The sequence below is a fragment of the Sulfurospirillum sp. hDNRA2 genome, assembly GCF_024206095.2.
In the GTDB taxonomy this organism is placed as follows: Bacteria; Campylobacterota; Campylobacteria; order Campylobacterales; family Sulfurospirillaceae; genus Sulfurospirillum.
Genome location: NZ_CP159800.1, coordinates 1,961,109 through 1,986,779 on the forward strand (window position 1 = coordinate 1,961,109; position 25,671 = coordinate 1,986,779).

21 protein-coding genes are annotated in these 25,671 nt (G+C 46.1%); 10 read left to right on the plus strand and 11 right to left on the minus strand.

What is annotated here, in order from left to right; all coding sequences use genetic code 11:
- Nucleotide 1: 1 nt before the first annotated feature.
- Nucleotides 2-1,261, minus strand: coding sequence for an aminotransferase class V-fold PLP-dependent enzyme (locus NL930_RS09660; RefSeq protein ID WP_254376549.1), 1,260 nt, complete (start codon nt 1,259-1,261; stop codon nt 2-4).
- A gap of 70 nt (nt 1,262-1,331) precedes the next feature.
- Here NL930_RS09660 and NL930_RS09665 point away from each other — a divergent pair, with 70 nt between their 5' ends.
- Entirely contained in the window at nt 1,332-2,351 is a 1,020-nt protein-coding gene (locus NL930_RS09665) for a PAS domain-containing sensor histidine kinase (protein ID WP_041962010.1), read from the plus strand.
- Nucleotides 2,352-2,354: 3 nt separating this feature from the next.
- Here the strand turns inward: NL930_RS09665 and dnaE are convergent, their stop codons facing one another.
- From dnaE to NL930_RS09685, 4 genes are all read right to left on the minus strand, one after another.
- On the minus strand, nt 2,355-5,903 hold the full coding sequence (gene dnaE / locus NL930_RS09670) for a DNA polymerase III subunit alpha (protein ID WP_254376550.1): 3,549 nt from the start codon (nt 5,901-5,903) through the stop codon (nt 2,355-2,357).
- Nucleotides 5,904-6,027: 124 nt separating this feature from the next.
- On the minus strand, nt 6,028-6,513 hold the full coding sequence (locus NL930_RS09675) for a hypothetical protein (RefSeq protein ID WP_254376551.1): 486 nt from the start codon (nt 6,511-6,513) through the stop codon (nt 6,028-6,030).
- A 58-nt stretch (nt 6,514-6,571) separates the two neighbouring features.
- Nucleotides 6,572-8,275: a cache domain-containing protein gene (locus NL930_RS09680; protein ID WP_254376552.1), complete on the minus strand. Its 1,704-nt coding sequence runs from the start codon at nt 8,273-8,275 to the stop codon at nt 6,572-6,574.
- Nucleotides 8,272-8,670, minus strand: a complete 399-nt coding sequence (locus NL930_RS09685; RefSeq protein WP_254376553.1) for a PAS domain-containing protein — start codon at nt 8,668-8,670, stop codon at nt 8,272-8,274. Before NL930_RS09685 ends, NL930_RS09680 begins: the two co-directional genes overlap by 4 nt.
- 187 nt (nt 8,671-8,857) lie before the next feature.
- On the opposite strand from NL930_RS09685, the gene NL930_RS09690 reads away from it, so the two are divergent.
- Genes NL930_RS09690 through NL930_RS09710 form a run of 5 tightly spaced genes read left to right on the plus strand, consistent with a single transcriptional unit; the run spans nt 8,858 to nt 14,586 of the window.
- On the plus strand, nt 8,858-9,997 hold the full coding sequence (locus tag NL930_RS09690; RefSeq protein WP_254376554.1) for an efflux RND transporter periplasmic adaptor subunit: 1,140 nt from the start codon (nt 8,858-8,860) through the stop codon (nt 9,995-9,997).
- Complete coding sequence (locus NL930_RS09695; RefSeq protein WP_041962016.1) at nt 9,997-11,400, plus strand: efflux transporter outer membrane subunit; 1,404 nt, start codon at nt 9,997-9,999, stop codon at nt 11,398-11,400. The genes NL930_RS09690 and NL930_RS09695 overlap by 1 nt, the downstream gene beginning before the upstream one ends.
- Complete coding sequence (locus NL930_RS09700; protein ID WP_254376555.1) at nt 11,397-12,425, plus strand: NADH:flavin oxidoreductase/NADH oxidase; 1,029 nt, start codon at nt 11,397-11,399, stop codon at nt 12,423-12,425. Before NL930_RS09695 ends, NL930_RS09700 begins: the two co-directional genes overlap by 4 nt.
- 24 nt (nt 12,426-12,449) lie before the next feature.
- The gene (locus NL930_RS09705) at nt 12,450-13,337 is read left to right on the plus strand and encodes an alpha/beta hydrolase (RefSeq protein ID WP_039672388.1); all 888 of its coding nucleotides are present in this window, start codon (nt 12,450-12,452) and stop codon (nt 13,335-13,337) included.
- A gap of 13 nt (nt 13,338-13,350) precedes the next feature.
- Nucleotides 13,351-14,586: an EAL domain-containing protein gene (locus NL930_RS09710; protein WP_254376556.1), complete on the plus strand. Its 1,236-nt coding sequence runs from the start codon at nt 13,351-13,353 to the stop codon at nt 14,584-14,586.
- Between the two features lie 36 nt (nt 14,587-14,622).
- Here the strand turns inward: NL930_RS09710 and NL930_RS09715 are convergent, their stop codons facing one another.
- Entirely contained in the window at nt 14,623-14,814 is a 192-nt protein-coding gene (locus NL930_RS09715; RefSeq protein WP_082006826.1) for a hypothetical protein, read from the minus strand.
- A gap of 194 nt (nt 14,815-15,008) precedes the next feature.
- Between NL930_RS09715 and NL930_RS09720 the strand changes: the two genes are divergently transcribed.
- The 4 genes from NL930_RS09720 to NL930_RS09735 all read left to right on the plus strand — a co-directional run bounded on the left by NL930_RS09720 (nt 15,009) and on the right by NL930_RS09735 (nt 20,599).
- Complete coding sequence (locus tag NL930_RS09720; RefSeq protein ID WP_039672387.1) at nt 15,009-16,619, plus strand: methyl-accepting chemotaxis protein; 1,611 nt, start codon at nt 15,009-15,011, stop codon at nt 16,617-16,619.
- Nucleotides 16,620-16,739: 120 nt separating this feature from the next.
- A complete protein-coding gene (cowN, locus tag NL930_RS09725) occupies nt 16,740-17,045 on the plus strand; it encodes a N(2)-fixation sustaining protein CowN (protein ID WP_039672386.1) in 306 nt (101 codons plus the stop codon).
- A 62-nt stretch (nt 17,046-17,107) separates the two neighbouring features.
- Nucleotides 17,108-17,623, plus strand: a complete 516-nt coding sequence (locus NL930_RS09730) for a CopD family protein (RefSeq protein ID WP_254376557.1) — start codon at nt 17,108-17,110, stop codon at nt 17,621-17,623.
- A 96-nt stretch (nt 17,624-17,719) separates the two neighbouring features.
- Nucleotides 17,720-20,599 (plus strand): autotransporter domain-containing protein, encoded by a 2,880-nt coding sequence (locus tag NL930_RS09735; RefSeq protein ID WP_254376558.1) that lies wholly within the window; start codon nt 17,720-17,722, stop codon nt 20,597-20,599.
- Here NL930_RS09735 and NL930_RS09740 read toward each other — a convergent pair.
- The 5 genes from NL930_RS09740 to NL930_RS09760 form a co-directional block, all read right to left on the minus strand.
- Nucleotides 20,550-21,395: an alpha/beta hydrolase gene (locus NL930_RS09740; RefSeq protein WP_254376559.1), complete on the minus strand. Its 846-nt coding sequence runs from the start codon at nt 21,393-21,395 to the stop codon at nt 20,550-20,552. The genes NL930_RS09735 and NL930_RS09740 overlap by 50 nt on opposite strands.
- A 40-nt stretch (nt 21,396-21,435) precedes the next feature.
- Nucleotides 21,436-23,046: a sensor domain-containing diguanylate cyclase gene (locus NL930_RS09745; protein ID WP_254376560.1), complete on the minus strand. Its 1,611-nt coding sequence runs from the start codon at nt 23,044-23,046 to the stop codon at nt 21,436-21,438.
- Nucleotides 23,047-23,202: 156 nt separating this feature from the next.
- Complete coding sequence (locus tag NL930_RS09750; protein WP_254376561.1) at nt 23,203-24,417, minus strand: NAD(P)/FAD-dependent oxidoreductase; 1,215 nt, start codon at nt 24,415-24,417, stop codon at nt 23,203-23,205.
- Nucleotides 24,414-25,253, minus strand: a complete 840-nt coding sequence (locus NL930_RS09755; RefSeq protein ID WP_254376562.1) for a S1 RNA-binding domain-containing protein — start codon at nt 25,251-25,253, stop codon at nt 24,414-24,416. The genes NL930_RS09750 and NL930_RS09755 overlap by 4 nt, the downstream gene beginning before the upstream one ends.
- Complete coding sequence (locus NL930_RS09760) at nt 25,250-25,663, minus strand: DUF2721 domain-containing protein (RefSeq protein WP_025343985.1); 414 nt, start codon at nt 25,661-25,663, stop codon at nt 25,250-25,252. The genes NL930_RS09755 and NL930_RS09760 overlap by 4 nt, the downstream gene beginning before the upstream one ends.
- Between the last annotated feature and the right edge of the window lie 8 nt (nt 25,664-25,671).

Consider the following 25,671-nt stretch of genomic DNA (forward strand, 5'->3'; position numbering starts at 1 on the left):
CTTATGGACGCAATGCTTTAAGTGTTTTTTGAATCGCCGTTAACAGAAAATCGATCTCTTTTTTCGTATGCGTAAAATGAATGGAGATACGTAACCAACCCGGTTTTTCTTCAAAGCTTTGACCGTCTCTCAAGTGAAGCAAATCGTGTCCGTAAGGTCCGGCACAAGAGCATCCGGCTCGGGTTTGAATCCCGAAATGCTCGGAGAGATATTGGGAAATCGCATAGGGATTAATGCCTTCAAAATTCAGTGAAAAAATCGGTAATTTCTCTTGCGAATACTTACAATAAAGTTTGACTCCCTCAATTGCTCTTAAACGTGAACCGAAATAAAACTTTAACTCCTCTTCGATCGCGTGAATCTTGGCAAGTCCGATTTCATTGCGCAGATTGTATGCTAGCGAAGCTTTAATCAATTGTAAAATCGCCGGTGTTCCCGCATCTTCGATCACTTCGATATCACTTAGAAAATCATGCGAAACGCGTGAAACGTACGCGACCGTTCCGCCTCCGGCAAAGGTCGGCACGGTTTCGGTACAGAGCTCCTTTTTCATGACCAAAAGGCCGCAAGAGCCCACGCCGCCTAAGAGTTTATGCGGCGAGAGAAACAAGGCGTCGTAGTAGTCGCAATCGATATTAACGTACGGTGAAGCCGCCGCCGCATCCAAGCAAACGATGCCTTTATAGCGTTTGACGAGCGTATATATCGTGCGATAATCGCTCATAATACCCGTCACGTTGGAAGCAACCGAAAACGAAGCGATAATTTCACGTTTTTTGTGGCGTTCCAGCTGTGCTTCGAGGTATTCGATATCGATCTTTTCGTCTGCATCGAGGGGAATGCGTATGACTTCGCACACGCCTTCGCGGAAGCTAAGTTCATTGGAGTGATGTTCGTACGGGCCGACAAACACGACGGGAAGATTTTTCGGCTTTGTTCCGTATCGTTTTAAGGTACGCGGAGGTATATAAAGTCCCATCAGCTCTTGAAATTTTTTGATTGCTCCGGTCGCACCCGTTCCGCATGGAAAGAGGTAAAATCGTTCATCGATTGCCAACGCTTTTTTCAAATCGCTTCTGGCTTTGGCATAATACTCGGCGGTTTTAAGAGCACTTGAAGAGACTTCCGAGTGAGTATTGGCATAGGTTTTAAGGATTTCTTGCATCTTTTGTTCAATCGGTTTATACGCTTGCCCCGATGCGGTGTAATCAAAATAGAGAATATGTTTATCGCAAATAATATTTTTACGTATCGCTTGCACGGCTTTTTCCAAAACTTTTTTGGGTATTATAGCGTTTAAAATCTCTATGCATCTTAATGGATCGGACGAAATGATAGACGAAACCCTACTCAATAGCCTCAGTGCGAAAGAAAAAGAGCTTTTTAAACAAGGCTTGGAAGACCTCATCAACCAAACGTACGTTATCGAGGAGGAGTATAAAAAGCTCGGCGATTCCTACAATGCGTTACAAGAGATGATCTTACAAATTATCGAAGTGCAACCCAACGCTTTATGGGTTTTCGATCAAAACGGTACGCTCTTTTTACAAAACAGCGAAGCTAAAAACGTGGAACATCTGTTGGAGAAATTTAGCGATCTACATGTCAGCGAGGAGATCGAATCTGAGGGGAAAAACTACCTGATCAAAAGCGTGCGTCAAGGCGATAAAAAAATTATCACGGCAACGGATATTACGGAAGGAAAACGTCAAGAGCGTTTGGTTTCCATGGGGCAAGTCGCCGCCCACCTCTCCCATGAAATCCGAAATCCGATAGGTTCTGTCTCCTTGCTTGCCTCGACCTTGCTTAAAAAAGTCGATCCGAGCGTGAAACCGCTGGTTAGTGAAATCAAAAAAGCGATTTGGCGCGTCGAGCGCATTATCAAAGCGACACTTTTGTTTACCAAAGGGGTACAAATCAACCCCAGCGCTTTTTACCTCGATCGTCTCGTTAAAGAGTGCGAACAAGCCATTTCCCACTATTCGTATACGAAAGAAGTTGCGTTTCACTACGCCTTGGAACATATCGAGGTAAAAGCCGATTTCGAGCTTTTGAACTTGGTCGTACAGAACTTTATTTTCAATGCGATCGATGCAATCGAAGAAAACGATCAAGAAAACGGTAACGTCGTTCTTTCGTTTATGCAAGAAGAAGCGTTTAACGTTCTTGTTGTTCAAGACGACGGCAAAGCCGTTGAAAATAAAAATATTCTTTTCGAGCCTTTTAAAACAACGAAAACGAAAGGTAACGGCTTGGGGCTTGCTCTTTCATTGCAAATCGTGCAAGCCCACGGCGGTAAGATCGAACTCCTTGAAGAACCCAAACGATTTTTAATTAAACTCCCGAAATAAGTCTTAGCCGATGATGCGAACGTGCGGCATCGAGGCAATTTTTTCATCCAAACTATCGTCTACGCCGAACGTCGTTTCGATGTAGACGTCTTGCAGTTTTGAGGTAATCACCAGATGCAACGCTCTTCTTCCTCCGCTTTCACGCACCGCTCGGTAGAGATGTTCAAGAACGTCTTCGTCATCGCACAAATCGACGGCGACGACTTTGGGCTCTAATGGGATTTCGATGACTTTTGTTTCGACTTTCTCTTTTTTAGCCTCATTCAAATCCATAATCTTTAAAACGCGGGTCTTGACGCCTTGCTCGTCGTTGGAGATTTCGACCTTAAAACACAACGGCGCGTCTAAATCCATTTTATTCAAAATCTCGAGTTGTTTTTCAAAAACGGTCAATTCCATACTTCCGTGAAAATCCATCAACGAAACGATGCCGAATTTGTTGCCTTTTTTGCTGATTTTTTCGGTAATGCCCTCTACTTTGCCGATTAAAAGGGCTTTGCTCGCATTTTCGATCTGATCGATATGGCTCGAAAGCGTATAGTTCATTTCGTCGATCTGCGCACGAAACGCATCGAGCGGGTGTCCCGAAATGTAAAAACCGATGGTCTCTTTTTCCAAATCCAACAACACTTTTGAATCAAATTCCGCGGAATTTTCAATGTTTACCTGTACCGAAACCATCTCTTCGGCATCTCCGAACAAGGAGTATTCCGCCATTTTTTTCGCACGATTGCACTCCGCACTCGCATCGATAATAGCGTCGATATTTTCCAAAAGAGCACGCCTTGAATAGCCAAAGCTATCAAAACTTCCCGATTTGATAAACGACTCTAAGACTTTTTTATTGACTTTGGAACTGTCGATGCGCGAGATAAAATCGCTCATATCTGCAAACAACGATTGTTCTCTGGCTTCTAAAATTTTGCCGATGGCGGCATTGCCTACCCCTTTAATCGCTCCCAAGCCGAATAAAATCGCCTCTTTCCCATCAGTGTCGGTAATCGCGCTAAATTCAACCAAAGAGTGTTGAATGGAGGGTGGCAGAAGTTTGAGTCCCAAGCGTTTAACCTCATCGATGTACTTGACGATCTTATCGGTGTTGTCCTGCTCCGAAGTTAAAAGTGCCGCCATAAACTCTTGCGGATAGTAGTATTTTAAATACGCCGTTTGGAATGTAACGAGAGCATACGCTGCCGAGTGGGATTTGTTAAAACCGTATCCCGCAAACTTTTCGATCAATCCGAAAAGCTCGATCGCATGGTCGCGTCCTAAGCCTTGCTTGACCGCACCGTCGGCAAACTCTTCGGCTTTTTGTTTCATATAGTCGATCTTTTTCTTACCCATCGCACGACGAATCAAATCCGCTTCGCCGAGGCTAAAACCCCCTATCGCTTGAACGATCTGCATAACCTGTTCTTGATAGACGATAACGCCGTAAGTGGGTTCCAAAATCGGTTGTAAGGGTTTGGTAAACTCGTCAAAAAAGTACGTGACCTCTTTACGCCCGTGTTTACGATCAATAAAATCGTCCAACATACCCGATTCCATCGGTCCGGGGCGGTAAAGGGCAAGAACCGCGATCAAATCTTCAAACGTGCTCGGTTTAAGACGGGCATTAAGCGATTGCATACCGTCCGATTCGATCTGAAAAAGTCCTACCGTTTCACCGCTTTGAATCAAATCGTACACGTTAGGATCGTTCAGATCGATCGCGTTAAAGTTGATCTCTTGGTTATAACGCGCTTTGATCAGTTTAAGCGCATTGTCGATGACGGTCAGAGTCTTAAGACCCAAAAAGTCGAACTTAATAAGATCGACGTCTTCAAGGTAGTTGAGCGAATATTGCGTGACCAGATGATCTTCACCGGAGGGTTGATACAAAGGGGTTTTATGCCACAACTCTTCGTCGCTGATGACCACACCTGCCGCGTGCATTCCCGAGTTTCTATTTAAGCCCTCCAGTGCCAGCGCAAATTTCCATACCCGTTTCATTCGCGGATCCCTCTCGATCAGTTCGCGAAGTTTAGGCTCTTTTTGGTATGCACCCGCTTTATACCCCTCTTCGCCTTCAACGCCTTTGCCGTTTAAGGTAATGCCCAATTCATCGGGGATCAGTTTTGCCATTGCATCCGCTTCGGCGTAAGGAATGGCCAAAACGCGCGCGACGTCGCGAATAACACCTTTGGCTAAAAGTTTACCGAACGTAATGACTTGCGCGACGTTATAGCGTCCGTATTTTTCGACGACGTAATCGATAATTTCGCCGCGCCTGCTTTGGCAAAAGTCGACGTCGATATCCGGCATGCTGATACGTTCCGGATTTAAAAATCGTTCGAAAAGCAAGTTATAAGGCATCGGATCAAGATCGGTAATAAAAAGACTAAACGCAACTAAACTTCCTGCCGCCGATCCCCGCCCAGGTCCCACTGGAACGCCTCTGCTTTTGGCTTCGCGAATAAAATCCCAAACGATAAGCATATAGCCCGGAAATTTCATACTGCAAATAACGCCGATTTCGCGCTCCAAACGCGCACGATATGCTTCATGTTTGCTCTCATCGACGTAGACGAGCCTTTTTTCAAGTCCTTCGCGGCATTTATAGGCAAAAAACTCATCGTCGGTTTCAAAATTCAATCCTTCGCGCGCTGCATACTCTTTGGTAAATTTAAATTTCGGCGGCGTCGGATTGCCCAGTTTGATCTCTAGATTGCACTTTTCGACGATCTCTTGCGTATTGGAGATCGCTTCGGGAATATCGGCAAACAGATCGCTCATCTGTGCGGGAGATTTGACGTAAAACTCATGCACGGAATGGCGAAGACGGTTGGGATCGTCAAACTCTTTGTTCATCGCGATACACATAAACGCTTCGTGCGCTTCGGCGTCGTCTTGCTCCAAATAGTGCGTATCGTTGGTAGCGATCAGCTTAATACCCGTCTCTTTAGCGATACGTAAAATCGCATCGTCGATAAAGAGCTGATCGGTAATACCGTGGCGCATGATCTCAAGGTAAAAATCGTCCCCGAAAATATCTTTGTATTCCAAAGCGATCTCTTTGGCTTTTTCATAGCCTTTCGCACCGAATTGCACGTTTCGTTTGTTGTTTAGGTTAAGATGCCAATTGACTTCGCCCTGTAAACACGCACCCGAGCAAATCAACCCTTCGGAGTGCTCGCGTAAGAGTTGCTTGTTGATACGCGGATAGTAGTAAAAGCCTTTGATGTAACTCATCGAAGAGAGGTACATCAAGTTTTTATAGCCGACTTCGTTTTTGGCGTACAAGCAGAGGTGAAAACGCTGTTTGGTGGATTTGTCGCCGATGTCGTCTTGGTTGTGAATGTACGCTTCCATACCAATGATAGGCTTGATGCCCTCTTTGCGCATGGTTTGGTAAAAATCAATGGCACCGAACATATTGCCGTGATCGGTAATCGCCGCCGAAGTTACGCCTTGAGATTTGAGTTTTTTGGCAAGTTTGCCTATTTTATTTGCACCGTCTAGCAAAGAATATTCGGTGTGTAAATGGAGATGGGTATACGCTATTTCGCTCATGTCGTCTTCTGTTCATAGGTTTTCTTGGATTGTAACAAAAACGGACTTAAGAGGGTGTAAGAAGTACCTTTAACGCTTTACATGTAAGCTTACATGTAAAGCGTTACCCCAAGCCAAAAAGGAGTTAGGCAGATGTTTTCGCAGCTTGTGCTTCCAATGCAACCAGTTGCGCTTGATACGAGACGAGCATTGCTTGCTTAGTCTGTACTTCTTGAGCATTTTGAGCATCGTTGCTCGATTTTTTCTCGGCTGCGGCGATCTCTTTTTCCAAGGCGGCAATCTTTTCTTTTAACGCTTCAATTTGATTTTGAATGCTATCGCTGCTACTCGTTCCGGAAGCGGCACTTGAGCCCCCGCTTTGGGTGCTACCACTAGAACTCGTATCGTCAGATGAACTAGACTCCGAATCGGTATTGGACGTACTATTGCTTTGGCTTGTTGCCGCCAAAGCTTTCGCTTCATCTGAAATTTCGACGGTATCGACCGGCGTACTAGACGTCGTATCGGTCGTATCGTTACTTACCGTACTACTGTTTTTCGTAGCGGACGCACTCGTTTGGCTTTGTGTCGCCGCGAGTGGGGATGCATACGATGTGTCGATGGTACTCATGTTCCATCTCCTTGCAAAAATTTACCCCTTCAACCATATCGGAACAATCTTCGAAAAATTAACTTAATTGCCCCATAATTTTTAAAATATCGCCCGTTTTTTCTTCGATCTCTTCGACGTCGTGCGTTAAGGAACTCATCTCCTTGGCATTCGTGCCCATTTTGGCAGAACTATCGACGATACCGCCGACGATGACGTTGATAGTAGCTTGAATTTGAGAGAGCGAATGGTTGGTTTTATCGGCAAGTTCACGAATATTGTCGGCAACGACCGCGAAACCGCGCCCGTGCTCACCTGCACGTGCTGCTTCGATAGCGGCATTGAGTGCCAATAAATTAGTTTGGTCGGCAATATCTCCGATCAAATTTAAAATATCGCTCGCCTCTTTAGCATTGTGCGTCAAGGTCGTGAGCGTTTCCGCCAAATGTTGTTGGATACTTCCCATCTGTTGCATCGATGCCGTCGTTTTTTTAACGATACGGTTCAAATCGCTGAGCGGTTCGTTTTTAATCGTCGCAACCGAGTCGGAAAGTTTTTGAGCATTGGCTTGAATTTTGCCGCTTTGTTCTTCGTTTTCGCGAATCATCTGCGATAATGCATTACCAAGTGCATTGACGCCCTCAACCAACTCTTTAAGATCTCCGTCCGTCGCGATGGAAATCGGTCGGCTAAAATCGCCGTTTTGGAAATTTTTTAACGACGCCAAAGTCGCATTCATCACTTCATTAACTTTAGCTATCATCGCATCGATTTCGTAAGAGAGGCGATTGGTTAAAAAGTTCGAGGAAACGTACGACGTTTTATTCTCCATAAAACCGTTGGACATTTTGGAACAAATAATCAACACCTCGCCTACAACGCGTATATCGTCCAATCGTAATTTCTCAAACTCTTTAAACGTCGTATCGATGACTTTGACCGTAGAACCGATCTCATCATCCGTATCTTCTTCCAAACGATAGTCGATCATATTTTTCTTATTCGTCACATAGAGGGCAAAATCCTCAACGTAATGTTTAAGATTTCGCATACGTTTTCCGATCAATTTTTCGCTAAAGAATCGCGTTAAAAAAGAAAAAAGTACGACGATCGCAATAAGAATAAGGCTATTTTGTAGCACCATTGCCTTAAGCGCTTCGTCTAAAACCTTTTTTTCTTTCGTAACGAGTAGATCGATGTCGTCGGCATACACACCGGTTCCGATAATCCACTGCCACGGGGCAAACGACTCGACGAAAGAAATCTTGGCTTGAGGTTTATTAAAGCCCGGTTTTTCCCACATGTAGTGTACGACGCCTTTACCCTCTTTTTTTGCGACTTCAACCATTTCGTTAAATAAAAATTTGCCCGTAGGATCTTTGGATTGGCTCAAATCGCTCCCGTCTAATGCCGGTTTTATCGGATGCATCACCATCTTAGGCGTAAAATCGTTAATCCAAAAATAACCGTCTTCTCCGAAACGCAACTGTTTAATCGCTTCTTTCGCTTTGGCTTGATACGCCGCAATGACGCTTGGATCGTCTTTGTTCGTTTCGTTTTGAAGTTCTTGATAGACGATGTTGATCACCTGATAGGCAATTTTGGTTTTGTCGCTAAGAGCTTCGACTTTGTCGCGCGTCATAATCGAACGGGTATTTTCAAGGCGCGCCCCCTCTTCTTTGTACATCAAAAAAGCGCTCACACAGGTTGAAACGACGGCGGTAACGAGTAAAGCAACAACGACCAGTAGCGTTACTTTAAACTGAATACTGAACTTTTTCATGCTCTTTGCTCCTGCTCTCGCATCTTTCGATACACCGCTTCGTATTTTTCGATTTCTTCGGGAAAGGCTTTTTTACGTACGGAAAGATAATGCTCTTTTCCAAACGGAAAGATTGTCGCATACACCCAATAATGTTGTCCGCTTTTGGAACTGTTTTTCACAAACCCTTGCCATACTTTTCCCTCTTTTATAGTCTCCCAAAGCTCTTTAAATGCGGCCTTTGGCATATCGGGATGGCGAATGATGTTGTGCGGTTGTCCGATCAGTTCTTCCAAAGAGTAACCCGAAACGTGCACAAACGCTTTGTCGGCAAATACGATGTGCCCCTTCGCGTCCGTTTCGGAGACCAACAAGGTCGTATCGTCCAATACGATTTCATTTCCTCTCGTCTGCATTGTGAAAAATCCTTTCAATCCACATAATTCTAAAGGAGCATTGTAACATTTTCTTTTGCCAAGCAGATTAAAGTTTTCTGATTATCTGCAAACATCCCCTTTTTGAGTGAATTTACGCTTCATTAACCGTCTCTACGCTACAATAATAGAATATGTCACATATTTTAAAACGCACTAAGGACTCCTCATGACGTTTTTCGATTTACGTCGACGACTTTTTCTCGCTCTTTTTTGCCTCGTCGCCCCGCTGATCGCCCAAGAAGCCAAAACACCCGATGCCAATGCCGCATCGCCTTTGGTAGACGTTTATCGTATTTTTAAACCCCAAGAAGAAGCGATTACGCTGATCTATCCCGCCAAAACGATCAGTGCTCAAAGCGTAACGCTCAAAGCCAGAGCCAACGGACTTTTACTCAAAAAATTTTTTAACGAAGGCGATTTTGTCAAAGAAGGCGACGTTCTTTACAAAATTGAATCGGATACCTACGAAGCCGCTTTAAACCAAGCCAAAGCCAACGTCGCAAACGCAAACGTGCAAGAGCACAAAACGCGCAAAGATTGGGAGCGCATTCAAACGCTTTTTGAAACGGGTGCTTCGAGCGAACAAGAAAAAGACGCCGCTTACTTTGCTTTTGAAAGTGCCAAAGCCGCGATTAAAAGTGCCGAGGCTAGTCTCCAAAACGCGATGATTGCCCTTGATCGTACGACGATCAAAGCTCCTATCGGCGGCATGACGGGACTTAAATTGATCGACGTAGGCTCTTTGGTAACGGAAGGAACGCCTTTAGTCGACATCACGCAAATAGCTCCCTTACATGTCGAATTTTCCATTCCCGATAGCGACGTTATGCGTCAAAAATATGCTATCAAAAACGGCTCGTGGGCAAAACCCGCCGACGGAAAGATCAAAGCTTCGCTGATGGTAGGCGAACACCCGTTAAAAGAGATCGGCACGGTCGATTTTTTCGACAACTCGCTCAATGCCAAAACCGGTTCGCTCAAAGCCAGAGCCACCTTTAAAAACGAGCATAAAGAGTTGCTTCCCAATCAGTTTGTAAAAATTTCGCTGATCGGTTTGGTGCGCACAAACGTCATTAAAGTACCGCAAAAAGCCGTTCTTCAAACGCCTCTGGGCGCAAGCGTTTTTGTCGTTCAAAACGGCAAAGCGTCCACACGCGCTATTACCGTTGCGGAAAACAGCGGCAACGACGCTATCGTCGAAAGCGGTCTTCAAGAAGGCGACCTTGTCGTCGTCAACAATTTTTTCCGCATCAAAAACGATATGCCCGTTAAAATCGAGCGCGTTATCAACGAGGCAGCACGCTAATGCGTTTCGTTCCCTTAAGTTTCACGCTCCTCGTGATACTATTCGACGGTTGTTCGTTAGCACCCGAACTCAACGTTCCTGCGATTGAAGAGCCTCAAAACATACGCGAAGAAAACGTACATGTCGATAAAACCTGGTGGAAAGCGTTCAACGATGATGCGTTAAACGCCTTGATCGAGCAAGCTTTAACACAAAGCGACGACCTCAAACTTTCCGCCCTTAAAGTCCTCAAAGCGCGTCAAACCTTGGGCTTAAGCGAAGCAAACGAAATGCCGAACGTCAATGCTAACGCAAGCGTTTCGCGCCAAAAAACGAGCGACGAAACCTATCAGCACAACCGCGCACGCTACGACGAAAAAGCTTTCAATGCTACTCTCTCCTATGAAATTGACCTATGGGGCAAACTTTCTTCTCAAAACGAGGCAAATTGGTCGAGTTATTTGGCAAGCAAGGCCGCACGCGAAACCGTACGCAATACGCTGATTCACGACGTTTTTAGCGCATACGTCACGCTTGTTTCGCTTCGCATGCGTTTAGACATTTTAGAGCAAACCGTGCAATCCTACCAAGCGGCATACGATCTTCGCGCCAAACAATCCCGCGCGGGTACGATCAGCGACGTACTCGCCCATCAAACTTTAGCGCAATGGCATAACGCCCAAGCCACATACGAAGCACTGAAGCAAAGTTACGCTTTACAACAAAACGCGCTTGGTATCTTAATCGGTGCTTCACCAAAAGCGATGCAAGAACCCTATGCCTTATCGCCCGCACTTCCCAAAGCCCTCACGATTCCACAAGGGGTTCCCTCTTCGCTTTTAGAACACCGTCCCGATATTACCGAAGCGTTGCAAACGCTTCACGGTAAAAATGCGTTGATCGGCGTTGAAAAAAGTGCCTATTTCCCGAGTTTTAGCTTAACCGGAAGTCTCGGGCAACAAAGCGAAAGCCTCGATGCGATCGTGCACTCTTCCGCCACTAAATGGAGCCTTGCCCCAGGACTTAGCGTTCCTATTTTTGATTTCGGGCGTATCGAACAACGCGTTGCGATCTCCAAAACCGATCTTCAAACCGCACTCGTCGGATACGAACAAACCGTCAAAAAAGCCTATAAAGAAGTGTACGACGCTTTGGCGAAAACGCAAACGCTTCGCCGCCAATACACCCTTCAAGAAGAAGAATTAAACGCCTATCGCAACGTTTTATCCCTCACGCAAAAACGCTTTGATCGCGGCGTAGCAAACCCGCTCGAAGTCATCGACGCACGCAAAAACGTTTTAAGCGGATCGCTTGCGTTAGTCGTTACCGAGCAAGCCCTTCTCATCGCCCAATCCGAACTCTTTAAAGCGTTGGGCGGCGGTTGGAACGCCAAAGAGCTTATCTTATCCAAGGAGTCGTTATGAGCCGATTACTAAGTGCGTATCGTTTAGGTGAGCTTACGCTTAAAAACCGCGTCGTTATGCCGCCGATGTGCATGTACAAAGCCGACATCGACGCTTGCGTGAACGATTTTCATCTCGCCCATTATGCCGCACGTGCCATCGGCGGCGTAGGTCTTATCATCGTCGAAGCGACCGCGGTGGAACCCAGAGGTCGTATTAGCATGCACGATTTGGGATTGTGGGACGACGCACATATCTCAGGGCATGCGGCATTGGTCAAACAGTGCCATGCTTACGGTGCAAAAGCGGCGGTGCAACTTGCCCACGCCGGACGCAAAAGTACGTGCGCCGTCTCGATTCCCGTCGCACCCTCCGCGCTTGTGTTTAGCCCCAACGCCCCCTTTCAACGTCCGCATGCTCTCAGCCTCGATGAAATCGCAGAGATCAAAGCCCGTTTCGTGCAAGCCGCCCTTCGCGCCGAAAAAGCCGGATACGATATGGTAGAACTCCACGCCGCCCACGGGTATTTGCTCTTTGAATTTCTCTCGCCGCTGAGCAATACGCGAAGCGACGCTTACGGCGGAAGTTTCGAGAAACGATGCACGATGGTTTGCGAAATTGCGCAAGCGATTCTTCAAGCGACGCGCTTAGAGCTGATCGTACGCCTCTCCGCCGAAGAGTGGGTTCAGGGAGGTTGGACGATTCGCGATAGCGAAGCATTGGCACAAAAACTCGCCTCCATCGGCGTCTCGATGATCCACGTCTCCGCCGGAGGCAATCACGAAATCCAACCTTTAATGCCCAATCTCGCGCCTTTGTATCAAGCCGCTTATGCGAAAGAGATTCGCACGAAAGCCTCGATTCCGACGATTGCGGTCGGATTGATTACGCGTGCCGAAGAAGGCGAAATGCTTTTGGAAGAAGGGTTTTGCGATTTGGTCGCTTACGGCAGAGAACTCTTGCGCAATCCCAACTTTCTCTTTTACGCCGCAAAAGCGCAAGGCGAAACGTCGCTGATCGAACCGTCGTATTTACGAGCCTTTTAACCCCATTTTACTAAGGAGACGAAGATGATACGTATCTACTGCATTGCATGCATGCTGTTTGCAAGCCTTTGGGCAGGTATTTTACACGATCGTACGGATTTGGAGGGAGAAGATGAAAGAGGCGCGCGCATCTCTTCACATGTCACGTTGGTTTCCGACGTCGCTTACGGCAAACACCCCAAAGAGCGTTTCGACGTCTATGCCCCGCAACATACGACGCCCTTAGCTTCTTTACCCGTGATTTTTATGGTACACGGCGGCGCGTGGATGATCGGAGATAAAACCTACCAAAACGTAATCGAAAATAAAGTCGCTTATTGGGTCGAGCAAAAAGGCTATCTCTTTGTTTCGATTAACTATCCGATGCTTCCGACGACGCCTGTGAGCGATCAGCTCAAATCCGTCGCCAAAGCCTTAGGCTATTTTCAAGCCAATGCCGAAAAATACGGCGGCGATAAAAACAAAGTCGTCCTCATGGGGCACTCCGCCGGAGCCCATCTCATCGCAATGCTCGCCTCTAGCGACGCCCTGTATAAAACTTATGCGATTACGCCGCCTAAAGCTGCCGTTTCGCTCGATAGCGCCGTGCTCGATACGCCTAGTTTAATGAGCGCGAAACACTTGCGCCTCTACGATCGTGCGTTCGGTGATAATCCCGCGTATTGGCAAGCGCTCTCTCCTTACCATCAACTCTCAACGAAACGGATGCCCTTTGCGGCGGTTTGCTCAACCAAACGCGACGACTCTTGCCCGCAAGCTAAATCCTTTTTGGAAAAAGCCGCTTCTTTAGGAACCGTCGTCACACTCGTGGAAGAACCGATGAGTCACAAAGACATTAACGCGCTTTTGGGAAAAGAGTTGATTTACACTAAACGTGTCGACGATTTTATCGCGACTTCGCTCGAACGCTAAAAAGTAACGACCGATGCAAAACAAAGAGATTCGATACGAATTGCGCTACGGTCGCGTCCATCCGTTGACGCAACTCCCCGATCGCAGGCGTTTCATCAATACGCTTGCCAACTCGACCGCCAATAAACTCGCCCTTTTAAACGTCAACGGATTTTGGAACTTCAACCACTCGTTCGGCTATACCGTGGGCGACCAAATCCTCAAAACGATCTCGCAAAGAATCCAAAAACGCTTCGCACATGCCGGCGTTTTTCATCTCGGCGGCGACGAATTTGCGATTTTAGCGGGAAAAGAGATCGAAAAAGAGCAGTTTATCCAAACGATCGAATCGTGTTTGTGGTATTTTGGCTATTCGCCCATCAACGTCGAGAACGAAAAAATTTACGCACCGCTTCGCATCGGCGTTGCTATCGGCTATGACGATCTCTTTTTGCATGCCGAATTTGCCATCAAGCAAGCTAAACGCATCGGAAAAGATTTGATGGTGTACGACGCCGCCTCTCCCACGCTTTGCAACCCGCAATCCACGGCTCGAAGCGAAATAGCATGGGAAAAAACGATCCGCGACGCTTTAAAGAAAGATCGCTTCGAAGTCTTTACCCAAAGTATCGTCGGCGGTAAAATACCCAAAGTCGAGTGCTTGGTACGCCTTAAGCTTCCCAATGCAGAAATTGTTTCGCCGTTTTTGTTTTTGCACCATGCCAAACGCGCCAACCTTTACGAAGCCATCACGAAGATCGTCATCCAAAAGGCGTTTGCTTTTTTTGCCGATAAACCGACGGAATTTTCGATCAACCTCACGCTTGACGATATTTTAGATCAAAGCAGGGTCGATTTTTTACTGGAAAAGATGTACGAATTCGGTGTCGCCGAACGTTTGATCGTCGAAATTACCGAAGGCGAAGGCATCGAAAACCACTCCGAAGTCCTTTCGTTTTTAAGCCTTCTCAAAAGCCAAGGCGTCAAAATCGCCATCGATGACTTCGGAACGGGCTATTCCAATTTCGAATACCTCGTCAAACTCAAAGCCGACTTCGTCAAAATCGACGGTTCGCTGATTAAGAATATTCACAAAGACGCCACGCACAAAGCCGTCGTCGAAGCGATGATCGCTTTTGCGCAAAAAGTCGGCATGAAAACCGTCGCCGAATTCGTTGCAAACGAACCGATTTACCTTACATGTAAAGAGTTGGGCATCGACTACTTTCAAGGCTACTTTTTCGACGAACCCTCACCGATAGACAAATAACTCGCACCAAGTAGGTATAAACATTGAGAAAAACAACTACTTTTTGAGCACTTTTTCTCTCAAAGACTCCAACTTTTCATAATTTTCTTTCGTAGCTTCTATCGCTTCTTCAAACGCAAATCCTTGCATAATAATTTTATACAAGTTTGGTTTTTCTTTGCGCCAATTGCGCAGGGTAACCGTAGTAATTCCAAGTATTCGAGCCATATCTTGTTGTGTTTGTTTCATAGTAAAAATTTACACCAAACAAGCTACAAATCAAATTCGTAAATATTTTACTAATATTTATATTTTTCAGTAAATATTTAACTTATTTAATTTAAAATAAAAATATTTTTAAAAGAATATGGATTCTTGATACAAATCAAGATATCTCTTTTCTCGGCTTGCTAAAATAATAAAATCTCAAAATAGGATAAAGTATGTTTTTAACAATCAAAAGCAAATTAATGCTATTACTATCAGTGTTAATAGCTGTTTTTTGCATTTTAGGGTATCAAATTATCAAATCAAATAATGACGGAAAAATGGCGTCAATTAGGCTCTCGCTTATCGGAAAAGCCGAAACCCATTTGTCTAGCTGTATGATGGAGCTACGAGGGTTTCAACTTTTAGGCATGCCTGAGAGACTCATAGGACTCGATGAACATTATAAAGCGACGCTAGATTCACTCAGTGCATTAAAACCCATTCTTCTTTCTTCGCGCAATCAAGAAACCCTCTCAAAGCTTTCAACAGATACTCAAAAGTGGTACGAGTTAAACGCCCCTCGCATCGCCATACTTAAAAAGTATGGCATTAAAGTCAATGATCCTCTTTTTGCGCAAGAAAACAAAGAAGAGTACACAACCTTAATGCGTTTAACTAAAGAGGCGGCGGTACTGTTTGATGCCATTTTAAAAGAGGCTGATACACTGGAAGAAGGGGTAACTAAGGTCAATTTTGAGCGTTTAGACACCAATAAATTTTGGGGCGAAGTTATCTTAATACTTGCATCATTATTTGCGCTTGGGCTTTGCGGCATCATTATCCGATCCATTAACCGCTCCATTGTCAAAACCAAAGAGGGTATCCAGAGTATTCGCCGTGAAAAAGCTTTACATGTAACGATTGAAACAGAAATGAAAGACGAGATGAATGACATTGCACAGATGCAAAACCTGCTTTTAAGCGACATCAACGCCGCCATCATCACCGCCAAACACAATGCCCACGAAAATGCTTCAGTCGCAGAAGAACTCTCCAGTACGAGTTTGCAAATCGGAAAACGTGCGGAAGAAGAGGCAAGTCTCGTTCAAGAGACCTCGGATGAAGCGAAAGGTATCGCTTATGAGATTGGGCAAACGAACAACGATATTCAAACCGTCAAAGAGGTTACGTCATCGGCACAAAATAGCCTTTTAAAAGCACAAAGCATTCTTCAAGAAACCTTGACACACCTCAATATAACCGTACAAGTAGAAGCACAACTCAACGACAAACTCAACCATCTCTCGCAAGATGCAGAACAAGTCAAAAGCGTACTGGATGTCATAGGCGATATCGCCGATCAAACCAACCTTCTTGCACTCAACGCCGCTATTGAAGCCGCACGTGCTGGCGAGCACGGTCGCGGATTTGCGGTCGTTGCCGATGAAGTGCGAAAGTTAGCAGAGCGGACGCAAAAAAGCCTTATTGAGACCAATGCCACCATTAATGTCATCGTTCAATCTATCGGCGACATCAGTGGCGAAATGAACCAAAACGCCCAACGCATCGAAACACTCAGCACCTTTTCAGACAACGTTAATACACAAACGATAGATGCAGTCTCCTTACTCAAAGAGAGTGTTAACGCGACAGAGAGGGTTTCCACAAAGTCCAAACAAAATGTTGAACGTATTCAAAACGTTATGATAAAAAAAATTGAAACGATAAATACCCTCTCGAGTTCAAATGCTAGAAGTGTCGAAGAAATCGCTTCCGCAGCAGAACATCTTGCTCGTTTATCAAGCACTCTTAATACCACACTTGCACAATTTAAAACTGCTTAATCTTTATATCACTCAAGAAGACTATGATGATGCCGTAGCACTTCTTGAGTAATACAAAAGCTTCTCACGTTTTACATGTAAGGAACGCAATATGCAAAAGTGCGCTAAAAAGGCGAAAAAATGACCGAAGAAGTTCGCGATCGGTATGTCAGTTTTCACAACATCGACTGTTACGAAAACGCAGTGTTTGTTTTAGATGCGATGTATGAGCTTTTTGCTTTGCATCCTGAAGCTAAAAATGAGTTATGGGTGCGTTTTGAAACATTGATTCCCAAAGACTATAAAGCCGTGTTTGCTAAAAAAGACTCTAAAGATATTTTGTACCATATTTGCTCCCACGTCTTTTATCTTTCGGCGTTGTTTGAAGAGTACGATTTTGAAAAAGGAATCGTTTTGATGGAACAAGCCGAGCTGGAGTGCTGTTAAAAATCCCTGAAAAGCCTTCGTTTCTTGTTATAATGTCCTTATGTTTTTTAAGGAGCATTCGCATGGAATATTACAGTTGGATTTTAACGTTTCACGTTATGTCGTTTATGTCATGGATGGCGATGTTGTTTTACCTACCGCGCCTTTTTGTCTACCACGTCGAGCATTTTCATAAAAAAGAGTTCGTCGAAGTCGTCAAAATTCAAGAGTATAAAGTCTACAAGTACATCGGTCTTCCGGCATTTTGGGCAACGATTTTCAGCGGAGCGGCGATGCTGATCGTTAATCCCGTTTTATTTCAATCGGGAGCATGGATTTACGCCAAAATCGTGGTCGCGCTTATTTTAAGTGCCTATTCGTTTTCGCTTGAGTACTACCGCGTCGCGCTCGAGAAAGAGACATGTCAACGAAGCGGTAAGTTTTTTCGCGCCTACAACGAAGTACCTACGCTGCTTTCGATCCTCATCGTCGCTTACGTCGTCGTTAAAACGTTTTCATGGCTCTTTACGCTCATCACGATTGCATTGTTCGCGTTTATTATCTACATGATTATGAAGCAACCCGAACATAAGGATTGATTGTTTTTAGCGTGCCCCTTTGTCGTAATGAAACGGTAATACTCTTTTTTTAGGATTATCGGTAAAAATCATTCGATCACGCAAAGGGGCACTTTTATGATTCGTTACAGTCACTACGCTTTACTCTCACTTACGCTTTCAATCAATCTGGTCGCAGCGGTTTCGGCTAGCAGTTTTTCTATCGACGACGCCAACGTCACTTCGGCTAAAACACTTACCGATACTCAAACGGGCACGTTGACGTCCACGGGTATTTTAAGGGTTTCAGGTTCTAGCGTTGCCGTGACGATTATAGGCGATGCAACGATTAGCAATAACGGCTTAATCGCGCAAACGGGAACGGGAAGAGCCATTTACGATAATACCTCCGGTGCGATTTTAACGCTTAATAACTACGGAACGATCACTTCGGTTGGCGATGACGTGATTAAAGTCGGTAAAAGCACGGCCGGCATTATTCTTAACAATCAAGGCACGATTTGGCAAACAGGAACGAGTGCGGGTAGCGGGCAGGCGTTGGATTTAACCTCTATTACCGCAAGCGGTAGTAGCATTATCAACGGCTCTGCGACCAATACTTCAGCTCTTATTCGAGCTGACGGAGACGATGCGCTTCGCCCCGGAGATAACATGAGCATTACCAACTACGGGACGATTATCTCAACGGGAACCGTCAACACCAAATGTACCGGTACGTGTACCAATGAAGCCAAAGCCCAAGACGGCATCGACGTACAAGACAGTACGGGTGTTTCGGTTTACAACTACGGACTGATTAGCGGTCCAAGACACGGTATTACCGCCGATACGGAAGTCAGCGTTACGAACTATGAAGGCGGCACGATTATCGGCAATAACGGCTCAGGCGTGGGAAGCGACGGTACGGGCAGCGTCATCAACTACGGTACGATTACGGGAGCTTATGCGGGAGCGGGTAACGCCTATGATCACTCGGCAAGCAACGGTGGAACGTCAACGGCCGATAACGGAGACGGCGACGGCGTCGACATTGACGGGATTGCTACGATTGAGAACTACGGAATCATTCAAGGATTGGGTGCGGGCGGTGTGGACTCGAGCGGAAATCCTAACGGCGCAGAGGGAATCGCGGCAGGCGGCGGAACGATCGTTAATCACGAAGGGGCTCTGATCTACGGAGAATCGGTCGGTATTCTCATCGACGACGGTGCCAACGGTACGGTCGTCATGAGTTCAGGCAGAGGAACGTCAACCGCAACGGGCGGAGTAGCTACCATTACCAATAGCGGTACGATTCAAGGAGCAACCAAAGCGGCGATCGGCTTGGTCGGGAATTACGATGACGTCATTGTGAACAACGCTACGGGCGTGATTATCGGCGGAAGCAGTGCCGTTTTAGTCGACGAGCTCTCAAGTACAACAGCAGGTGCGGCAATTCAGATGGGCGCAGGTAACGATACGCTTACCAACTACGGCACGATTATCGGACAAAACGGACTGGCGATCGATATGGGAAGCGGCGACGATACGCTTTCGCTTTTAGGCGGGACGATTAACGGCACTATCGTAGGCGGAACGGGAAACGATACGGTGGTTTTAGGCAGTGCCCAAACCCTAAGTGCGCGTACGACTATCAGCGGATTTGAAAATCTCACCACGCAAAGCGGCGCGATTCTTGAAACCCGATTAAGCGGAACGAGTGCCGAGATGCTCAGCTTTTCAGGTACGGTTACGTTAGCGGACGGTACTATCATCAAGCCTGTCATCGTAGGCAGCGTCGCCAACGGCTTACAATCGACGATTCTAACGGCAGGCACCCTGAGCACGGATGTTTCAAAGCTTGGCATACTCGATACTTCGGCTCTTGTTAATTTTTCGCTGTGTCAAACAGAAAACGATCTCATCTTAACGTCACGTTACGACTCCACGCTCGTCGGTACGATGAGTACAAACGACAAAGCGTTGCTTAACGCTTTAGACACGCAAGATTCTTCAGCTCTTCTCACGAGCCTTTATGCGCTCTCTTCGTCCGAAGCGATCGAAGGTGCTATCAAACAACTGAGCCCCGCAACCAATAATAGCCTTTTACAAACGGTTAACGTTGCGCAAAATACCCTTTTCGGAGCATTTACGCACCGTATGAACGGAACCTCCTCACCGACGCAAAGCGGACTCTCCGCGGGAGATGAAACGGAAGGAACTTATTGGATGGAGCTTTTAGGCAATACCGCCAAACAAAAAAGCTATAAAGGTTCCGACGGATACCGCATCGATGCGGCGGGTGTTGCCATCGGGTATGAACGTGAACTCTCTATCAACGAACTTTTGGGATTTTCGGGAGGGTATACGGGAGCAAAAAGTTACGGAAGAGACGATAGCCAAGGCGACAATACGACGATCAACGCGTTTCATGTAGGCATCTATTACAATCAAAACCAAACGACCTATACCTTAAACAGTGCATTGATCGGAACGTTTAATCATTATAACGCTAAGCGTGTCGTCGCATACTCCGGATTTGACGAAAGCGAAAAAAGTTCTTACAACGGCTATGCTTTAGGCACTTTGGTGGAAGTCGGTTTTCCCTTACAAGGAGGGTTTAAGCCTCTGATCGGAGCGCAATATACCTACAATCAAACGCAAAGCTATGATGAAAAAGGAGGTTCTGGAGCCTTACATGTAGCCTCCGGCGATGCCTCATCGCTTAAAAGTATCGTCGGTACCGAATACGCATACCGCGATGCTCAAAATGCCAACTACCTTGTCGGACTGCGTTACTTGCATGAATTTGCCGACGAAGCAACCACGACGGCAGGATTTCTCAATAGCGCGTCAACGTTTAGCCTGACAAATGCACAAGCCCCCAAAGACGCTCTCCAACTCGATCTTGCATACGAGTTTTTACGCGATACGCAAAACACGATGCGCATCGGTTACACGCTTGAAGTTAAAGAGGATTACCTCGCGCATCAATTGAGTTTAAAAATGACGTTCTAATTGCCGCAAGATCCAAAGGCAGACGCATCGTATGGTCTGCCTCCACTTCGATGATACGCACGAAAGAAGGATTGTCGTACGACGCCGCAAAATCGCGGATTAAAAAAGGCGGTACGACCGTATCGTTTTTTCCCGTAACGTAGATTTGAGGTATGAAAGAGAGTTTAGCTTGTTCGTTTTTAGGATTCAGCGATTGCGTCAGCGGCGAAACACGATGGTAGGAACTCCACGCATGAATATCCAAAGGCGATGCGATGCCGATCAGCATGCTAACGTCGCTTCGTCTTGCGGCGATCAATGCCGCCATCGTCCCGCCGCCTGAATACCCTGCAAGAATGATTTCACGATCGCCGCCGCGCATTTTAAACGCATCGATCGCCTCGTTCATCGCCTCAACCCATTTTGGAGCAAATCGTCCCTCCGTCCAATCGCCGAGCCGACAGGACGTGCGCTCTTCATCGTCTAAGTACTGACACGGACGTGCCAAGTAAAGAATATTTTGTGCATGGATTTGCGTTGCGATTTTCCAGCCGATAGGATCGTGCGGCGTAGGATTGAGCGAAGGGGTCGACGCATTTTTCCATGCATGCCCGTCACCTTCTATGACCACCCAAAGAGGCTCGTTAGCACTCAAGTCGTCATGACGATAGAGTGCTTTCAGCGGTACGTGCTTTGAAACAAAAGTCTCGGGTCTAAAGGAAGGAGTTTGAAGCGAGCTTATCAACGTCGGGTTTGTCGTGCAACCGCATCCAAAAGCGATGATTCCAAAAGCGATAAAAAACCCTCTTAGGCGCATGGTACGCTCCTTTTGATGCCGATATTTTCTTATTGCGACGTTAATCGAGACTCGATTTTTTCTTCATTTGGTACATTTTCGTATCCGCCTCGACCATCATCGCATCCAGCGTACTTGCTTTATCGCCGAGTGCCATACCGATCGAAACGCCTAATAGTTTCGTATTGCCTTTGAAAACAAAAGGCGTTTTTAACGCTTCAATGCATTGAGTCGCAACAAAATTGGCGGCATTTTCCGCCGATGCGACGTCGCTATCGAGATCACAGAGTAAAATCACAAACTCGTCGCCGCCGATTCGCGCTAACGTGTCGCTTTTGCGTATCAATGCGGAAAAACGTTTTGCGACTTCCACCAAGGCCTGATCGCCCGCATCGTGTCCCAACGTATCGTTAATCTCTTTGAAGCCGTCCAAATCCATAAAAAGTAACGCTAATCGCGTATCGTTTCGCGCACATCGCAAAAGGGCTCTTTCCAGTCGATCGAGCATTAAAAGACGATTGGGAAGTTTGGTAAGATAGTCGTAATGGGCAATCTCTTTGAGCTCTTTTTGGCTGGCTAAAAGCATCGACATCAGACGATTGAACGCCGCCGTCAAATACCCGACTTCGTCCATTCGTGCGATCGGCAAAGGGGTGAGAGGCACTTCGCCCAAAGACATTTTATCGGCGAGCGAAGCAGACGTTCGTAAAGGTTTGAAAAAGAAAAACAAAAAGGCAAACAGTATCGCGGGAACAATGATAAGGCTAATCGACTGAGCCCAAATCAAGGTCTTTTGAATGTCCGATTCCATAGCAAACGCCTCTTGAGTCTGAATACGAGAGACGACAAACCAGTCCGTATTTGGAATCGAAACGACGGCAGACAACTCTTCTTCGCCCTTGACGTTTATCGTCATATCGCTTCCTCTAAAACCCTCTAAAGCTTTATCGTGCAACACGTTTTTTCCCTTTTCAGGCGTGGGTTTTAAAATACGCGTATGATCGCTAGCCGCGATAAACATTTGTTGTTTTGCATCAATCAGCAAAAAATCACCCGTTTGCCCGATATGTCCGTTTAAAACGCGATCGAACACATCAGAACCTTCATAGTACGTGAGCCCCGTCATAAAAGCACGTATTTTCCCCGTCTCGTCTTTGATCGGTAACGACATAGGAAAGATCACCTTTTTGGAAAGCGGACTCACAAAAGGTATTTCTATTAGCTTTCCTTCTTTAAGAACGCTTTTAAAAAAAGCCTCTTGAGCATAAGCGCGCTCACCCGTTTGATATTCCGTACCGCTTTTTGCTATCAGTGTTCCCGAGGGATCGATAATGACCAAAGCGGCTGAAAAAAGGGGATTAAACGTATGCATTTCGTGAAGCCGCTTTTCCAAATGTTCCGGATCGTCAAGCAACGTTAAAGGAATAGCTGCAACCGCTTTTTCGAGAAACTGCTTTCGAACGTCCAAATCATGCACGATCTCTTTTGCGGCTTCCTTGGCAAGTGCTTCTTGATGAATCGAAACGATATTAAACAGATGCGAATGGATGAGATGATAGGAAAAATAGTAGCGTATGCCTCCCCCGATGACGATCATAACGCAAATAAAAAGAACCACTCGGGTTAAAATACTGTTTTTGATTTTACGGAAACGATTGTCGTCGTGTATCACTAAGAGGCCTCTTTTTATACCGTCGATGAACGCTCACATAGAGTGCTTTTACGGCTGTTATTGTACTTGCCGGAGCTTAAGGTAAGAAGAAAAAAAGAAGCTACTTTCAGTAAAAGGCTTTCACTTTTTTTCTCAAAACGTCTGAGGGCGATACGCTTAGAGACTTTGCCCTACAAGATACCCCGAAGCCCATGCAAAGTGAAGGTTAAAACCTCCGCAATCGCCGTCAATGTCCAACACTTCGCCGCAAAAATAGAGATTGACTATCTTTTTTGACATCAAGTTTTTAGCATCGAGTTCGCTTACGTCCACGCCGCCTGCGCACACTTCGGCACTTTCAAATCCTTTGGTCGCCTTTACATGTAAACGCAACGCCTTCAAAGCAAAGACGATCTTTTTGATCTCTTTGACGCCGAGTGTCGAGGCCTCTTTGATGTGCGTTAGGCGAGTATTTTCAATGATAAAATGAGCTAACTTTTTAGGGATCATCCCCTCCAACCACAACGAGAGCGACTTGTCTTTGGCGACACTGAGTCTTTTTTGAAGCAAAGAGGTCAATGCTTCACGCGAAAGCATGGGCAAAAGATCGAGCACGACATGCACGGATTCATGGTTAACCAACGCATGCGACGTTTTGCGACTGAGGTCTAAAATCGCTGAACCGGAAAGCCCGTACGCGGTAAAAAGCAGATCGCCTTGCACGCTTTGGCATTTTTGATTGTCGATGTAAAGCTCGACAATGGCGTCCATCTTCACGCCACTCACCTCTTTAAGATGCGGCTCATCGCACACAAACTGTACCAACGAAGGGTACGGCTCAATGACGCTATGCCCCAAGCTTTTGGCAAACGCATAGCCGCTTCCGGAACTCCCAAGGGTTGGCATCGCAATGCTTCCCGTGGCGATCACGCAGGCGTCAAAAACATACGTTTGCGCGTTGACATGTAAAACAAATTCCGCACCTTTTTTCTCGATTTTGCTCACTTCGGATTCCAGCACAATGCTGACATGTAAAGAGCGTACTTCATGCAAAAGCATATCAACGACGCTGGAGGCTTGATGACTCATCGGGTAAAGCCTGCCCTCTTCGCCTTCACGCATTTCCAACCCCAAAGAGCGAAAAAAAGCTTTACATGTAAAGGTGTCGAAACGTCTTAGTGCTTCTTTGGCAAAGCCCACAGATGCACCATGGTAACGCTCAAGGCTGATCTTCTCATTGGAGATATTGCATTTACCGTTCCCCGTGGCGAGGATTTTGCGCCCGACTTTACCGTTTTTTTCAAAGAGCGTGACGCTGTGTCCTTTACGAGAAGCTTCGATGGCGCAGACAAGCCCCGACGCCCCCGCTCCGATGATGGCAACACGACTCATAAAAGCTTCATGCCTTCGTCGTTGACTTCAAGTTTTTTTGCTTCAATGAGTTTGGTGAGGGCGCGTTTATACGCCTTACGGCTTAAGCCGAAACGTTGCGAAATCTCCTCGGGCGTACTCTTGTAATTCATTTCACATGCTCCGCCGCTTGCACCTAAAATCTCTACGATCTTCGCCGCGGCAACCTCGTCGCTTTTATCGCCGATGGGACGCAACACGATGTCGAGCTTGCCGTCTTTGCGAAGGGTTTTGATATAACCCGTTTTTTCATCACCCACATCAATGTTCTCAAAAATTTCATTGTGAAAGATGAGCCCATCGTAAAGGTTGTTGACGATGACTTTAAAGCCAAGGGGTGTGCGTTCGCGCACCAACACGGTCACTTCTTGTTTGAGCTTCAAGGCGCTCAAATCTTTTTTTAAAAAATCGTTGTACTTTTGAGAACCGATGATACGCCCCGTCTCGTCGTCCAAACAGACCTGAACGATCACCTTCATTCCCACATAAAACGGGAACTTTTGAAGTGCTTTGGGTACGAGCAGATCTTTAGGCAAACCCCAGTCCAAAAAAGCACCAAAGGGCGTTACGTCGACCACTTCAAAACAGCCAAATTGGTCTAACATCGCTTTGGGAAAGGTGGTGCTCGCCACAATACGATCTTCCGAGTCAAAATAGACAAACACATCGATCTCATCGCCCTCTTTCATCGCGTAGGTGACGTATTGGTTGGGCATGAGGACTTCGTCTTTGTCTTCACAGATCAGGTAAACGCCATTGTCGGTATAACGGTTGATTTTAAGACGATTCTTCTCGCCTACAAGCAGGTATCGGTTCATTTGTCCTCGATTATTTTACAGCGATCGTGCATGTCGCTCAGTTCCATATTTAAAGCGCGCGTCGAGATCATCACTTCCCAAAGGGAGATAAACAGCGAAATGCACATCGCAATCAAACTGAGTCCAAAAATTTTTTTCCCTAACTCTAAAATGCCCAAGAAAAGATCAAACATCGAGAAGGTACAGAGCAAGATGGAAAGTACGCCGAAAAATTGCATCCATTTGGTCAGTTCCAAACGGTGTTTGAGGCTTTGGATTTGTTTGTACTCTTCGCAATTTTCGCGCTCGCTGGATTGTCGATGCAACATCCTCACAAGTTGCGCAACGGCTAAGAAACGGTTAGTATACGCCAATAAAAGAAGCGAAACGGCGGGAAATAAAAGTGCGGGGGTTGAAATTTCAATCTCCATGGTTATCC

Coding starts and splice junctions, on each gene's coding strand:
- NL930_RS09665 (WP_041962010.1), top strand. CDS start 1,332: ATGATAGACGAAACCCTACTCAATAGCCTCAGTGCGAAAGAAAAAGAG.
- dnaE (WP_254376550.1), bottom strand. CDS start 5,903: ATGAGCGAAATAGCGTATACCCATCTCCATTTACACACCGAATATTCT.
- NL930_RS09675 (WP_254376551.1), bottom strand. CDS start 6,513: ATGAGTACCATCGACACATCGTATGCATCCCCACTCGCGGCGACACAA.
- NL930_RS09680 (WP_254376552.1), bottom strand. CDS start 8,275: ATGAAAAAGTTCAGTATTCAGTTTAAAGTAACGCTACTGGTCGTTGTT.
- NL930_RS09685 (WP_254376553.1), bottom strand. CDS start 8,670: ATGCAGACGAGAGGAAATGAAATCGTATTGGACGATACGACCTTGTTG.
- NL930_RS09690 (WP_254376554.1), top strand. CDS start 8,858: ATGACGTTTTTCGATTTACGTCGACGACTTTTTCTCGCTCTTTTTTGC.
- NL930_RS09695 (WP_041962016.1), top strand. CDS start 9,997: ATGCGTTTCGTTCCCTTAAGTTTCACGCTCCTCGTGATACTATTCGAC.
- NL930_RS09700 (WP_254376555.1), top strand. CDS start 11,397: ATGAGCCGATTACTAAGTGCGTATCGTTTAGGTGAGCTTACGCTTAAA.
- NL930_RS09705 (WP_039672388.1), top strand. CDS start 12,450: ATGATACGTATCTACTGCATTGCATGCATGCTGTTTGCAAGCCTTTGG.
- NL930_RS09710 (WP_254376556.1), top strand. CDS start 13,351: ATGCAAAACAAAGAGATTCGATACGAATTGCGCTACGGTCGCGTCCAT.
- NL930_RS09715 (WP_082006826.1), bottom strand. CDS start 14,814: ATGAAACAAACACAACAAGATATGGCTCGAATACTTGGAATTACTACG.
- NL930_RS09720 (WP_039672387.1), top strand. CDS start 15,009: ATGTTTTTAACAATCAAAAGCAAATTAATGCTATTACTATCAGTGTTA.
- cowN (WP_039672386.1), top strand. CDS start 16,740: ATGACCGAAGAAGTTCGCGATCGGTATGTCAGTTTTCACAACATCGAC.
- NL930_RS09730 (WP_254376557.1), top strand. CDS start 17,108: ATGGAATATTACAGTTGGATTTTAACGTTTCACGTTATGTCGTTTATG.
- NL930_RS09735 (WP_254376558.1), top strand. CDS start 17,720: ATGATTCGTTACAGTCACTACGCTTTACTCTCACTTACGCTTTCAATC.
- NL930_RS09740 (WP_254376559.1), bottom strand. CDS start 21,395: ATGCGCCTAAGAGGGTTTTTTATCGCTTTTGGAATCATCGCTTTTGGA.
- NL930_RS09750 (WP_254376561.1), bottom strand. CDS start 24,417: ATGAGTCGTGTTGCCATCATCGGAGCGGGGGCGTCGGGGCTTGTCTGC.
- NL930_RS09755 (WP_254376562.1), bottom strand. CDS start 25,253: ATGAACCGATACCTGCTTGTAGGCGAGAAGAATCGTCTTAAAATCAAC.
- NL930_RS09760 (WP_025343985.1), bottom strand. CDS start 25,663: ATGGAGATTGAAATTTCAACCCCCGCACTTTTATTTCCCGCCGTTTCG.